This window comes from Shigella dysenteriae (assembly GCF_022354085.1).
Lineage (GTDB): Bacteria > Pseudomonadota > Gammaproteobacteria > Enterobacterales > Enterobacteriaceae > Escherichia > Escherichia coli.
This window is the reverse complement of the sequence record NZ_CP055055.1, coordinates 2302933-2317223: the sequence shown is the minus strand read 5'-3', so window position 1 is coordinate 2317223 and position 14291 is coordinate 2302933. Positions and strand designations below refer to the sequence as shown.

General features: G+C 51.8%; 8 protein-coding genes and 1 pseudogene. 2 read left to right on the top strand and 7 right to left on the bottom strand.

The features are described from left to right. Positions 1-25: 25 nt before the first annotated feature. The 6 genes and pseudogenes from HUZ68_RS11105 to HUZ68_RS11080 all read right to left on the bottom strand — a co-directional run. A pseudogene (locus HUZ68_RS11105) lies at positions 26-164 on the bottom strand (IS1 family transposase); the annotation flags it as partial. A 41-nt stretch (positions 165-205) separates the two neighbouring features. Further along, positions 206-799 carry a hypothetical protein gene (locus HUZ68_RS11100; RefSeq protein ID WP_223718882.1) on the bottom strand — a complete coding sequence of 198 codons (594 nt, stop codon included), beginning with the start codon at positions 797-799 and terminating at the stop codon, positions 206-208. Positions 800-879: 80 nt separating this feature from the next. Further along, on the bottom strand, positions 880-5091 hold the full coding sequence (locus HUZ68_RS11095) for an RHS element core protein (protein WP_239594194.1): 4212 nt from the start codon (positions 5089-5091) through the stop codon (positions 880-882). Between the two features lie 66 nt (positions 5092-5157). Beyond that, a complete protein-coding gene (locus tag HUZ68_RS11090) occupies positions 5158-7266 on the bottom strand; it encodes a type VI secretion system Vgr family protein (RefSeq protein ID WP_231206946.1) in 2109 nt (702 codons plus the stop codon). A gap of 820 nt (positions 7267-8086) precedes the next feature. Next, a complete protein-coding gene (locus tag HUZ68_RS11085; protein WP_001312904.1) occupies positions 8087-8299 on the bottom strand; it encodes a YncH family protein in 213 nt (70 codons plus the stop codon). Positions 8300-8374: 75 nt separating this feature from the next. Continuing rightward, positions 8375-8992, bottom strand: coding sequence for a glutathione S-transferase family protein (locus tag HUZ68_RS11080; protein ID WP_028132424.1), 618 nt, complete (start codon positions 8990-8992; stop codon positions 8375-8377). 266 nt (positions 8993-9258) lie between these two features. Between HUZ68_RS11080 and ansP the strand changes: the two genes are divergently transcribed. Next, the gene (gene ansP / locus HUZ68_RS11075; RefSeq protein WP_001300590.1) at positions 9259-10758 is read left to right on the top strand and encodes an L-asparagine permease; all 1500 of its coding nucleotides are present in this window, start codon (positions 9259-9261) and stop codon (positions 10756-10758) included. A gap of 112 nt (positions 10759-10870) precedes the next feature. On the opposite strand, the gene yncE is transcribed toward ansP, so the two are convergent. Continuing rightward, entirely contained in the window at positions 10871-11932 is a 1062-nt protein-coding gene (yncE, locus tag HUZ68_RS11070) for a 7-bladed beta-propeller protein YncE (RefSeq protein ID WP_028132423.1), read from the bottom strand. A gap of 241 nt (positions 11933-12173) precedes the next feature. On the opposite strand from yncE, the gene pqqU reads away from it, so the two are divergent. After that, positions 12174-14276 carry a TonB-dependent receptor PqqU gene (gene pqqU, locus HUZ68_RS11065; protein ID WP_033815237.1) on the top strand — a complete coding sequence of 701 codons (2103 nt, stop codon included), beginning with the start codon at positions 12174-12176 and terminating at the stop codon, positions 14274-14276. Positions 14277-14291: the final 15 nt, after the last annotated feature.

Genomic DNA, 14291 nt, shown 5'->3' with positions numbered 1-14291 from the left:
TTAAACATAAAATGCGAATTATTTAGTACAAAAAGTGAACTTCTGATGATCTTTCCCTGCACCGATAGCGCTGATGTTTAGCTTTTCCCGGACCATGCTTTTTAACCGATTCGGTTTGCCCACAAAACGTGGCATTTTACGTCAACTTTAGCCGTTCGAGACACTCAGCAAAAGGAATAATATTACAACGTTGAATACTTGACCGTTATTTTGACATGCTCAATAATTTGTTAAGTGAGTATGGATTTGTTCTATGGTACTCATATAATTCTATATCATTTTTTGTCAAAATAACCTTCCATAATGGTAATGTTGCACTAATATCTTCTCTATACTTAGCGAAAACTGGAGACATTGAATCAAATAACACCTCCACATTAAGACATTGATCAAAAGACAATATAACCAACTGAACGGGACTAGTAGCGGATAAAATTAACAGAACTTTGTTTTTAAATGGTGGGTAATTAGATATGATAAATGCTGATGATTTTAATTGACTACTTTCCCCTTCACTCTTAACTATTGCATACTGTCGCTCCCCTTGTAATATATATAAATCATTATTAAATGATAAACGGGTCTTTATATCAATAATTTTGACCATATCTGAGGCTATATTCATGGCTTTATCAATATCATGGAATATTTTTAATTCGTTATGCACATTCTTAATATATGAATCAAAATGAACAGGGTCTTGTCTAATCAAATAAATGTATGTAAAGAGCGATTGCTGAACCTCATATAAGGAAGTTACACACGCTGCTTTACATTTAACAAATAAAAATAATGTCATAACGCAACATGTTATAAAAAACCTTTTCATGAAAAGGATCTCCAAAAAAGGTGGCTAGAGCTTAGTCTGGCCACCTTTCTTTATTGAGGAATATATTCGTGAGCAGGACAATTACCATTCCGGGGATCATTATAAAAGTAAACTGTTGTTCCATTGAGCGTTGCTGTTCCTGACGTTGTTAACGGAGTTACACGTTCACGCACTCGTCCTGCCGGGTGTCGAGCATTAACTATTTCACGACAGCTATGAACAACCGCACAGTCCTCATTTCCTACACAAAACATATTTCCACCACCAGATAAATCTTTACCATTTGTCGCATTTTGAATATTTTCCCATGCGGCTTTATCCGATGGTGCAGAAGCATTACTACCATCTACGGGGTGGCAGTTTCTGGAAGCATTGTTTCTTGAGCAGGCAGCGCCAATGCTGGCTTTCATATCCGCAAGTCCGGGCGGGGGAGTAAAATCGCGTTGACTCGTAACACAGCTATTACCTACCTCACCATAGGTCCAATTGTCCTCTTGAGTTAAACCTGTTGGGGCAATAAACTGGGCTGGATTATTAAGCACATAACTATAGGGATTCCACCCCCCCACCGGCCCAATCGGATCCTGGGTAATATACCTCCCCTGCAACGGATCATAGTACCGGTTGCGGTTATAGTACAGCCCCGACTCCTCATCATACTGCTGCCCCGGCAGGCGGTATGGCTGATACACATGATGCGGGTTCTCCTCATTAAGCTGGTTGCCCCATTCATCATACTCCCCGCTCCACGCAGTATTGCCGTCTTCGCTGATGAGCGCCAGCGGCAGGCCCCGGTGGTCGCAGTGATAAAGATGAACTTTTCGCGCCGGTGTGTATTCCGGCTCCACCTGTCTGGCCAGTTGCTCCACCGTCAGCCCGCACTGCGCAAGCCACGCCCGGCTTTCACTGCTCACGCGGTCTGCCCGGATTTCTTCCTCCAGCCTGTCCAGCAGCCGCACCAGTTCAGCCGGAAATACCACGCCGTGCCCGTCCTCGCTCCCTTCCTGCTGCAGCTTCTCCGCCAGGCTGCGGCGCTGCGCTTTTTTCCGTTCGCCGTTCTCTGTCTCGACCCGGATGAGCGGCGTGAAGCTTCCCGGCTCGTATACCGTCTGGATACGTGTGGTGTCAGTCTGCACCGTCGTCAGCCTGTCGCCGTCCCATCCGTACCATGTCTCCTCCGGTTTACGCGACAGCGACATCCACCCCGTCAGGTCACGCTCCCGCCGCCAGACCCGTTTTGCCATTCGCCGTCCCAGCGGGTCACAGAGGTAGCGGCTCTCGACCAGTGGCTCACCATGCTGTATCCGAGTATAAAACACCAGGCGGTGCTGACTGTCGTAGTGGTAGTGGTGGGTCCGCTCGTCGTCCGTCCGGATAACCCCTGCCGGGATGCGGTCCGTCTTCTCCGTCAGCCTGCCGTACTCATCGTAGCGGTACAGGTAGTGCGCGTCTTCGGTGATGCGGTTATCCGGCCACACCGTGAGCGTGCTGTCAGGATGCAGCTCCGGGTCCGGCAGGCGGTTGCCCGCCGGGTCGGTGGCATACGGGATGCGGATGTCCAGGTCCGGTGCGAGGGTGCGCACGCTCTCCAGCCTGCCCGTGGCACTGTAGCCGTATTCCCGCGTCTGTCGCGGGCCGCTGATGCGCACCAGGTCGCCGTTGTCATTCCACCCGTAGTCACGGTCATACACCAGGCTGTTCAGGTGCTGGCTCTGTAACTGGCCTGCGGGGGTGTAAGTGCTGGTCAGTTCATATGCATTATTGCCGAAGCTGCGCACCGTCTCCCGGTGCAGGCGGTCGCGCGTGAACTCCAGCAGCGGCGTCCCGCCCAGCTTCATTCCCGCCAGGTAACCGCTGCCATACGTCAGCCACTCCACCCGCGGCAGGCTGTCCGGCGTGACGCGGTTTGCCAGACCCTGTTCGTTGTATGCGTGCTCTGTCTCATGCTGCCACAGCAGTTCCCCCGTCTCCGGGTTATGCACCGTCTGGCGTTCGCCGGCCAGGCGGCCCTTATCATCATAACCGTAATGCACCGCCACCTGATGGCCTTCGCTCAGGTGGCTGATGTCTGTCAGCCAGCCGTGGCCGTCATACTGCCACTGCTCTGCCGGTTCACCGTTCACCGTGCGGTGAGTGATACGGTCCGATTCGTCGTAGTGCCAGAGGGTGACAAGTCCCTCATCCTCACTCTGTGTGAGTTTTCCGGTCAGGTCATAATGATAACGCTGCGTCCGCCCGTCAAAGCCGCCCTGCTGTACCAGGCGGTCCAGCGCATCGTAGCTGAAGTCGCTGTGACTGCCGTTCTCGTTGGTCAGGCTGATGACACGTCCGGCAGCATCGTACTCCATACTGCGCGTCAGCCCGCCCTGCGTGGTGCTGACCGCCTTTCCCCACGCATCGTACTGTGTCTCGCTCCGGTTGCCGTCCGGGGTGATAACGGCAGTCAGGTCGCCTGCGGCGTTGTATTCATACCGCGTTTCACGGCCCTGTGCGTCTTTCACCGAGGTTAACCGGCCACGGTTGTCATAGCGGCGGTAAAGGCTGATGCCTTCCTCGCGGTGGACCGCCGTCATCTGGCCGAAGCGGTCGTATTCATAGCGGGTCTGGTAGCCCGAGCAGTCGGTGAACGCCAGCAACTGCCCGTAGCGGCTCCACGTCATCTGCCGGGTGCTGCCCGTCGCATCTGTTGTCGTGGCCGGTAATTCACTGTGCGGATTATCATAAGCATACCGGATGACGTCCCCACTGCGCGATGTCTCCGATACCAGCCTGTCCCGCTCATCATACGCCCGGCGGCTCTCCAGCCCGTCCGGGTACACCACTGCCGTTAACTGGTTCCCGTCGTTATAGTAAAATTTCGTCTCCCGCCCGTCCGGCGTGGTGATATCCGTGATATCGCCGGATACCACATTCAGACCGTACTCTGTCCGCCGTCCCGCCGCGTCCGTCTGCGCCGTGAGCCTTCCTGCCGCGTCATACCCGCTGTGCGTGACGCTGCCGTCCGCCAGTTCTTTTTTCACCACCCGCTTCAGCCCGGCCCCGCCTTCTGTATGCAGCACCTCACGCCGGTTCAGGCTGTCCGTGACGGTGATGCGGTCCTGCTCATACTGGTAGCGGTAACTCAGGCCTGCCGGGTTAAGCTGCTCCACCACCCGCCCGGTATCGTCGTAGCGGTAGCGCATCTCCGGCCTTCCCGCATAACGGTGCCCCACCATCCGGCCCGGGTGCTGCGCGTCATACGTGAAAGCGCGCACCTGCGTATTGCTGCGGTCATATACCGCCAGCAGTTCACCGGCTTCCGTATACGTGTACCGCACCAGTGGCGCACCGGGCAGGCTCTCCGGGTATGCCGGGTCGTGCATCAGCCACACCGCCGAAAGGCGGATGCCCCTGTCGGGGCCGTATTCGGTACCGGGCAGTGTGTCGGGGAACGCTGAGGCTGAGAGAGGGCGGGAACGGTCAGAAGAAGATAGCGAAGAGGTGCGGGCCTCTTCCGCCCGCTGCGCCTGCGTGGTCAGCACCAGACGGAACTCCCGCCCGGCACCGTCCGTCACGCCGGTGATTCCCCCGGCCAGGTCACCGGCGGCCTCACGCCGGTACGTCAGCGTCCGCCCGAAGCGGTCCGCCATCCCGGTAAGCACCCGGTACGGCGGCAGAGGCGCTGGCAGTACGTCCTCAGCACCCGGCACCCGCTCAGACCACCCCAGTATCCACCACGGCCCCTGTGCGCTGTTGGTCGCCAGGTAAAGATGCGGGCTTAACCGGATATCCGGCGGCAGCGACGCCCACAGCCGTGCCAGCGTATGGCCGTCCGGCTGCGTTGCCTTACCACCGCGCACCAGCCACATTGACTCGCTGCGGCTGTACACCGCCTCCCCCGGCAGCAGCGGCTCAAAGTGAATGCTCCGCCCGCCGTTGTCGTTGAGTATCAGTCCGTCATCACGTAGCTGTAAGCGGATATCAGAAGGCGCTTTCCAGCCGGGGCCGAAAACGCCCACCGGTGCAGGCGTCCGGGTCCGGTAGCTGCTGTAGGTGCGGGAGAGAATGAACGGCAGCGGGCCGGGCAGCGCAAGGTCCGTCTCGCCGGGCAGCACCTTCGCCCCCAGCAGCGGATTTACCGGGTTGCCCGAAGTCATCCCGCCCGGACACACCGAGCACGCCACGCCAGTTGGCGCGCCAATTCTTACACCTGCCGAACCCTGGACAATGGGACCGCCATACTGGGTCATATCTCCCTGACGCGCCGCTGGTTTTCCGCTCATGATTCAATTCCTTCTTCTGTTTATTTTTAATGCTTGTTTGTTACTGAATACCGAACAGGTACGGGATCAGTACTCTCTCATATCCGGCGTATCCTGCTTTTCATCAGGGGTCTTCGGTGGGGATTTCGAGGCTGCACAGTTCCAGTTAATCAACAGTGAGTCACCATTAACCTGCTCCTTACCCTGCAAATGAATTTTTGTGCCGTTGAGAAAAATTTGTCCGTCCTTCGTCAGCACCAGCCTTGCCTTACCACAGCAGAGCTCCAGATGCTCACCGGCGGAGTAAATCGCGGTCTGCCCGGTATCATCCTTTTTCGTTTTACCAACGGTGAAGGTAACGTTATTTCCGACTTTGACGTCATAACCCAGCCCGACCCTCAACGATTTATGCAAACCGATCTGCGAGGACTGCATCAGAGCCACCGAGGTGTTCATAATGCCACCTACCGTCGTCTGATACGCCACGCCCACGGTCAGCGCACGAACAAGTCCAATCGTTTCCACCTGAACAGAACCCACGTTAATGATCTGGTTACTGCCCACCGTCTCTATCTGGTTAACGCCCACCGTCTGTATCTGATTGTTGGTAACCGCAATTATCTGATTGTTGCCGATGGTCTCAGCATGGTTATTTATCACATCCGTGGTGCGGTTATTCAGCACCTCGGTGTTCATGTTCTTCTGCGCGTGGATGTAGACCTGTTCTTTCCCTGTCGCATCGTCAAACTTCAGTTCATTAAACCCGCTGCCCTTATAGGTTTTCGAACGAATGGTCATCTGCGTCTTTGTTCCCGGCAGGCTGCCGGGTGTGCGGTTTTCCTGGTGGTAGGTGCGCCCCATAATGATCGGCTGGTCCGGATCGCCGTTGAGGAAGTCCACAATCACCTCCTGACCCACGCGCGGTATCGCAAGGTTACCGAATCCGGTGCCTGCCCACGCCTGTGCCACACGGATCCAGCATGAACTGTCCTGGTTTGACGGGTTATAACGGTCCCAGTTAAATTTCACCCGCACGCGGCCATGTTCATCACAGAAGATTTCCTCGCCTGCCGGTCCCGTCACGACGGCGCTCTGCGGGCCGTCCACCAGCGGTTTCAGCAACGGCTGTGGTCGCCATGTTCTGTCTGCCGGTATTACCGCAAAATGGTTATCCAGCGTGGTGCCTGAACCCCTGCGTCCCGGTACCGCCTGCGGCTGTTCGCCGTGAAGATCACTCGCCACCACCTGCCATTCCCGGTTCAGGTTCGCCTGCGGATGCCCCGTCAGCACAATTCGCCGTCCCGGCCATATCTCCGGCGAACGGCTTGTTCCGCGCGCCACTTCTGCGTTGTTGCGCCAGCCATCCATCTGCCAGCGGGCAAAGTTCTGCCCGTGGGCACCCTTGAAACGTCCGGGGTAGTCATACACTTCATACTGTGTGCGCTGGTAATCCTGGTACTGGCCTTCCTGATCAAAACGCCCTGCCCAGCCGGGTCGTTTAAAGGTGTAGTCTTTGGTCACCACGGAAGAAGGGCGGATTTGTGCGCTGTAGCGAAACTGGCTGATGCAGAGGGTGCTCACCTCGGTACGGGTGTTCGGATTCCAGGGGATCTCAAAGGACTCCGGCAGATAACGCACGGTATCGCACAGGACCAGGCTCTGGTCGGTACTTTTTTGCGCGTGCTCCTCATAAAAGAAGATGCCTTCCTCCGCCGCCATCCGGCACAGGAAATCGTAATCAGTCTCACCGTACTGGACACAAAACTCACGGGAAGGATGTGGCTCGCTGAACAGCGGGCTCCACTCGGTCACCCCGTTTTCCTGCAATATCGTGCCGAGGATGCTTTCGATGTCCTCATTCTGGAAGATACGGAAGTTCTGGCGCAGCCCTGTGCGCCACAGCGGTGGGCACACCTTCATGCTGTACAGCATCTGGTTTTTGTCGTTCTCCCCCAGTTCAAACCAGGTCACCACACCTTTCACCCGGCGCTGTACGTCATCGCCCTGCCATACCGTCAGGTAGGCCATTTTGTCCAGCACCTGCGCAAATTCAAGGGAAAGAAACTGCTGACTGACCAGAGAAAGGTCGAGGGAAAAAAGTGAAGAGAGTGACTGGGTGAGATGAAAGGAAACCACCGCAAAAGCATCCGGTGGCAGGCCGTCCACTTCCAGCGTGAAACGTAATCCGGTTGACATAGCAACCTCCGTGAAAATGAATAATAATCCGCACATATTGCATGTACAACATGTCGGGCGGATGAGATAAGCGAGTCGACATCTGGCGTTACCGGGGAATATCAGAAAAATGTCATGGTTATGTGATGATTTAGTCTGGGATTTTACTTCAGAGAAACGGGTGTCTGTTTAGTCAACAAAATAATCACAAACGCAACGGATGGGTTCTCGACGTTATTCACGACAGGCTCGTACATTACAGCGAGTAATAAAAAACCTGATATGCAAAGTCAAACCAATATTCATAATGTCTTTTTATTCACAACAATAAATAATTTAATAACAATCATTGAAATGAATGATGATTTGTATAAGGAATATACGCTACCGCCCCACCCTGATAACATGATCTGCACATTGCCATCTTAACGTCGTTAAACACTGGCTTAATAGTGGATATTTCAAATTAGGAATTTATTAAATTCACCTGATGAATATCATAAGCAAATAGCATAGAAAATAATGACAACTCCCCCGAGGGGACCATTTCCAAAGCACTGCACCACCACCTGGTGCCCGGATGATCTTGCTTCAGTGGTAAGAGTACCTGATGCATTGTTCCCAAAATGGTGTTTTCCCCTGCCCCTCCAATAATGTGCAGCTCTCACGTGATAATCTATTGATTAGGTTATATTAAGAATCAATATTTAAAATACATCCATTTTCTTGAATAAATCAACATGTTTATTAATCAATTGCTGTTTTAGCTCTGACTCATCAAGCTCTCCATATTTGTCCTACAGATAATTGCGAATAAATACAGAGAACGCCATTTATCCTTTTAGCATACCTGCCGGATATTTTTATTTGTATTAATATTAATTGTATCTCCAACTCCGAGCATATCCATCATTAAAAACATTTTGAGATTATAGAATGCCTGTGATAACAAGTGAAACATCTTCACAATGTGAATAGTTAGTTTCTTTTCAGAGGAAATGAAATAGACAAGCTGAATGAAAGGGAGAGTGATATAAATTAAAAAACATAACATGAATCTAATTAATTACGCCCATCATTGTGGATAAAGTTACTGAATAATAAATAACATAATCTTCTGGTATCCCACTCAAATAATGACATTCCTTTTTAATACTTCTTGTAATTTCGGTAACTGACATACAGCATCAGCAATCGCACTGATATTCGTGGCATTATCCTGAAACCATTCATGCCCAGGCCCCCATGTGCGCATAGTGCAAAGATAACAGTCCACCAGCGTTAGTTGCTCACCAAACGCATAAGGTTCAGGGGTCAATTGTGAATTCAGCCAGATATAAAGCGATTTACGATATTCAATAACATTCTTCTTTAACTGTTCGGGTGCGTCAGGAGCCCAACGCTCAGGGTAATCAGCGAAAGTGAATGTTGGATAGACATTAGCAACCAGCCAGACCAATAGCCGTTGAAACTGCTGACGTTCGGCGCGCCCAACCGGTGGCGCAAGGTCCGGGCGACGCTCGAGAACCATCAATGCAATCGCCGCTGTCTCCGTCATAATCTCGTCATTTTCCAGAGCCAGTGTCGGAACCTGACACAACGGGTTCAGGGTTTTCAATAACTCGCGTGAAGTTCCCTCGTGGTCAAAACCACTGACATCAACGAACTGATAAGGAATATCAGCCAGTGTTAGCATCAGCTCACTGATTGTAGAGCCCCATCCGGGTACGCCATACACCTTAATCATATGCCCCTCACAATCTTTTAAAGATTAAGTGTAGGACAGTACACAGGTTAACCAGCAAAAGGATTTGTCATTTTTTCGTCAGTTGTATTATTCCCCTTCAGGATTGTAAGGGGATGTTTTGCATCGTTTATCGATAACGGGTAGGATGCTGCGCCGATAGTTTTATACCCATAAAGAATAATGGTGATAACTATCATCGCCAGGATGAATAAACATTGTTCATGGCAACTTATATGACTTTTTCATTAAAGCAATCAGGGAGAGCAATGAGTAAACACGACACCGACACTTCAGATCAACACGCCGCGAAACGCCGCTGGCTTAATGCCCACGAAGAGGGGTATCACAAAGCGATGGGCAATCGCCAGGTACAGATGATCGCCATTGGCGGCGCGATTGGCACCGGCTTGTTTTTAGGTGCAGGAGCCCGACTGCAAATGGCGGGTCCAGCACTGGCACTGGTTTATTTAATTTGTGGCTTGTTTTCGTTTTTTATTCTGCGTGCATTGGGTGAGCTGGTGCTACACCGCCCTTCCAGTGGCAGTTTTGTCTCTTATGCCCGTGAGTTTTTGGGTGAGAAAGCCGCTTATGTTGCTGGCTGGATGTACTTCATCAACTGGGCGATGACGGGGATTGTTGATATTACCGCCGTCGCTCTGTATATGCATTACTGGGGTGCGTTTGGCGGCGTGCCGCAGTGGGTCTTTGCGCTCGCTGCACTTACCATCGTTGGCACCATGAATATGATCGGTGTGAAATGGTTTGCGGAGATGGAGTTCTGGTTTGCGCTTATTAAAGTGCTCGCCATTGTGACCTTTTTGGTCGTGGGTACAGTGTTCCTCGGTAGTGGTCAGCCGCTGGATGGCAACACCACTGGCTTTCATTTAATCACCGATAATGGCGGCTTCTTCCCCCACGGCTTGCTGCCTGCGCTGGTGTTGATTCAGGGCGTAGTGTTTGCTTTTGCCTCCATTGAAATGGTGGGTACAGCTGCCGGAGAATGTAAAGATCCGCAGACCATGGTGCCTAAAGCGATTAACAGTGTGATTTGGCGTATTGGCCTGTTTTACGTCGGCTCCGTGGTGTTGCTGGTTATGTTATTGCCGTGGAGCGCGTATCAGGCGGGGCAAAGTCCGTTCGTGACGTTTTTCTCTAAACTGGGTGTGCCATATATCGGCAGCATTATGAACATTGTGGTGCTGACCGCTGCCCTCTCCAGCCTGAATTCAGGTCTGTACTGCACCGGACGTATTCTGCGCTCAATGGCGATGGGCGGTTCCGCACCGAGTTTTATGGCGAAAATGAGTCGTCAGCATGTGCCGTATGCCGGGATTCTGGCGACACTGGTTGTGTATGTCGTCGGCGTATTCCTCAACTATCTGGTGCCGTCGCGCGTATTTGAGATTGTGTTGAACTTCGCGTCGCTGGGAATCATCGCTTCATGGGCGTTTATCATCGTGTGCCAGATGCGCCTGCGTAAAGCGATTAAAGAAGGCAAAGCAGCGGATGTCAGTTTTAAACTGCCTGGCGCGCCCTTCACTTCCTGGCTGACATTACTGTTTTTACTGAGTGTCCTTGTGCTGATGGCGTTCGATTACCCGAACGGGACTTATACTATCGCGGCGCTGCCGATTATCGGTATTCTGCTGGTTATAGGCTGGTTTGGTGTGCGCAAACGCGTTGCTGAAATTCACAGCACTGCGCCAGTCGTCGAGGAAGATGAAGAAAAACAGGAAATTGTGTTTAAGCCTGAAACGGCGAGTTAATTGCAAAATTGCCCGGCTACGTGCCGGGCAAATTTAGATTACTGACGAAGGTGCCGCATGCGGCGTGATAAAAGTCAGGCAAGTCTCTCCGTTTTCACCCTCGCCATATCTATTACAGCGCAATACGAATCACATCGTCTGGCTGGGTAGCTTCCTGCTGTTTAGTGGATTTTTGTTTCACACTGACATACAGCGTTTTGCCATCGGCAGACAGCGCCAGGCTGTTTGGATGAGTCGGCGTATCGAACGTTTTCATCACTTTATAGCTTTTCGCGTCAATCACACTGACTTTACCTGCCTGACGATGCGTCACGTAGGCTTCATTACGCGCAGGGTTAAACAGCACAGCCAGTGATTCCGGTGCCGCAACCTTCGCCAGAATATTGCCATTACGGGTATCGACCACTAACACTTCTGCGGCTTTAGAATCGGTGATAAATGCACGCTGCCTGGCGGTATCAAGGCTAATGTTGATAAAGAAGTGCTCTTTGCCGTCATCCAGCAGCTTTTTACGGCTGAGGATTTTATTGTCGGCGGTGTCGATGGTAATCAATTCGCCGTCAGCGTTAGTGGTGTAAAGACGTTTGCCTTTGCTATCCAGCGCCAGACCGGTACTCATTTTACCGGTGTTCTGGATGGCGGTTTTCAGTTTGATATTCTCGCCATCAACGACCCAAATCACGCTCTCTTTACCAATACCACTGATGTAAACGGTGTTCGTGGCATCATCAGCTACCAGCTCACGCGGTTGCAGCGGGCGCACCTCTTCCGTGCGCTTACGATCATCCAGCACCAGACGGCCTTTCACTTCGCCCGTTTTGGCATCTATCGCCGTGACCGCGCTGTTTACGGTGTTACCAAACCACAACGTCTGAGTCGTGTTATTGATGGTGGCACCAAACGGCTTGAGATCGTTATGGATCGCCTGCGTCACTTCCAGAGTGACCGGATCAAGACGATAAACCACGCCACCTTTATCCAGTTTGCGGCTTTGCGAAGTGGCGAGCCACAGCGCGTTTTCTTGCTGGCTATAAGCCATTTCGTAGGCACCTTTACCTACCGCTTTACGCAGCATTTCTTCTGCGGCCTGCGTACTGAATGATGAAGCAACAAGCAATGAACCTAACAGTAATGAACCACGCAGGCGCAATGAAAACAGATGACGTAAATGCATGACGACTCCCTTTGATGAACCGATATTTTTGCTGCTTCACAATGCTTCGCTAAGCGTAATCATCGTTACGCTCTTGTTATAAATGGGAATGGTAATCATTATTTTCTCAAATGTGGAGCATTTCTTGCCGTTACGACTACAATTTTCTCAATTACTTAACGTATTGTGCCGTTTCATTTTCCATAAATTTACAATTTCATTACCATGACGGCGTTTTCCCATTCTTAACCTGGCTTTTTTCATGAAGATTTTTTCCGTCCGACAGACCGTTTTGCCCGCACTGCTTGTCCTTTCCCCCGTTGTTTTTGCCGCTGATGAACAGACCATGATTGTCAGTGCCGCGCCGCAGGTGGTTTCAGAACTGGATACCCCTGCAGCAGTAAGCGTGGTGGATGGCGAGGAGATGCGCCTGGCAACACCGCGCATTAACTTGTCCGAATCACTGACCGGCGTGCCTGGTTTACAGGTACAAAACCGGCAGAACTATGCGCAAGATTTACAGCTGTCGATTCGCGGATTTGGCTCCCGTTCCACTTACGGAATTCGCGGTATTCGCCTGTATGTGGACGGTATTCCCGCCACCATGCCCGACGGGCAAGGGCAAACATCCAACATCGATTTAAGCAGTGTGCAAAATGTGGAAGTGCTGCGTGGCCCCTTCTCTGCCCTGTATGGCAACGCGTCTGGCGGTGTAACGAATGTCACCACCCAGACCGGACAACAGCCACCAACCATTGAAGCCAGTAGTTACTACGGCAGTTTTGGCAGCTGGCGCTATGGGCTGAAAGCAACGGGCGCAACGGGAGACGGCACACAGTCCGGCGATGTTGATTACACCGTCTCAACCACGCGTTTTACGACCCACGGCTATCGTGACCATAGTGGCGCACAGAAAAATTTAGCCAATGCCAAACTGGGCGTACGCATTGATGAAGCCAGCAAATTAAGCCTGATTTTCAATAGTGTGGATATCAAAGCAGATGACCCAGGTGGGCTAACCAAAGCAGAATGGAAGGCGAATCCACAACAAGCGCCTCGTGCAGAACAGTACGACACGCGAAAAACCATCAAGCAAACTCAGGCTGGGTTGCGCTATGAACGTAGCCTGAGTTCGCGGGATGATATGAGTGTGATGATGTATGCCGGAGAGCGAGAAACGACCCAGTACCAGTCAATACCCATGGCACCACAACTTAACCCGTCACATGCGGGCGGCGTGATTACCCTGCAACGCCATTACCAGGGAATAGACAGCCGCTGGACACACCGTGGTGAACTGGGCGTTCCGGTCACGTTCACTACCGGCCTGAACTACGAAAACATGAGTGAAAACCGCAAGGGCTACAATAACTTCCGCCTGAATAGCGGCATGCCGGAGTACGGGCAAAAAGGTGAGTTGCGTCGCGACGAACGCAATCTGATGTGGAACATCGATCCCTATTTACAGACGCAGTGGCAGCTGAGCGAAAAACTGTCGCTGGATGCTGGCGTGCGCTACAGCTCCGTGTGGTTTGATTCCAACGACCATTACATTACTCCGGGTAACGGCGATGACAGCGGTGATGCCAGTTATCACAAATGGCTACCAGCCGGATCGTTAAAATATGCAATGACCGATGCCTGGAATATCTATCTGGCAGCCGGGCGTGGTTTTGAAACGCCGACGATTAATGAGCTGTCTTATCGCGCTGATGGGCAAAGCGGTATGAACTTTGGTTTAAAACCATCCACCAACGATACAATTGAGATCGGCAGTAAAACGCGTATTGGTGATGGGCTGCTTAGTCTCGCATTGTTCCAGACCGACACCGATGATGAAATTGTTGTCGATAGCAGTAGCGGTGGGCGTACGACTTACAAAAATGCTGGAAAGACCCGTCGTCAAGGCGCTGAACTGGCATGGGATCAACGTTTCGCGGGAGATTTTCGCGTAAACGCGTCCTGGACCTGGCTTGATGCGACCTATCGCAGCAATGTTTGCAATGAACAGGATTGTAACGGTAATCGGATGCCAGGGATCGCCCGTAATATGGGCTTTGCGTCGATAGGTTATGTACCGGAAGATGGCTGGTATGCAGGCACGGAAGCGCGTTATATGGGCGATATTATGGCAGATGATGAAAATACGGCCAAAGCGCCGTCTTATACTCTCGTCGGCTTATTCACCGGGTATAAATACAATTACCACAATTTAACTGTGGATTTATTTGGTCGTGTCGATAATTTATTCGATAAAGAATACGTTGGTTCTGTCATTGTCAATGAGTCAAACGGGCGATATTACGAACCTGCGCCCGGACGAAATTATGGTGTCGGCGTGAATATCGCATGGCGATTTGAGTAATTACCTTGATGCCCG

Bases quoted from the DNA above. Each gene is read 5' to 3' on its own strand.
- yncE (WP_028132423.1), bottom strand. From the start codon at position 11,932: ATGCATTTACGTCATCTGTTTTCATTGCGCCTGCGTGGTTCATTACTG.
- HUZ68_RS11100 (WP_223718882.1), bottom strand. From the start codon at position 799: ATGACATTATTTTTATTTGTTAAATGTAAAGCAGCGTGTGTAACTTCC.
- HUZ68_RS11080 (WP_028132424.1), bottom strand. From the start codon at position 8,992: ATGATTAAGGTGTATGGCGTACCCGGATGGGGCTCTACAATCAGTGAG.
- pqqU (WP_033815237.1), top strand. From the start codon at position 12,174: ATGAAGATTTTTTCCGTCCGACAGACCGTTTTGCCCGCACTGCTTGTC.
- HUZ68_RS11090 (WP_231206946.1), bottom strand. From the start codon at position 7,266: ATGTCAACCGGATTACGTTTCACGCTGGAAGTGGACGGCCTGCCACCG.
- HUZ68_RS11085 (WP_001312904.1), bottom strand. From the start codon at position 8,299: ATGTTATGTTTTTTAATTTATATCACTCTCCCTTTCATTCAGCTTGTC.
- ansP (WP_001300590.1), top strand. From the start codon at position 9,259: ATGAGTAAACACGACACCGACACTTCAGATCAACACGCCGCGAAACGC.
- HUZ68_RS11095 (WP_239594194.1), bottom strand. From the start codon at position 5,091: ATGAGCGGAAAACCAGCGGCGCGTCAGGGAGATATGACCCAGTATGGC.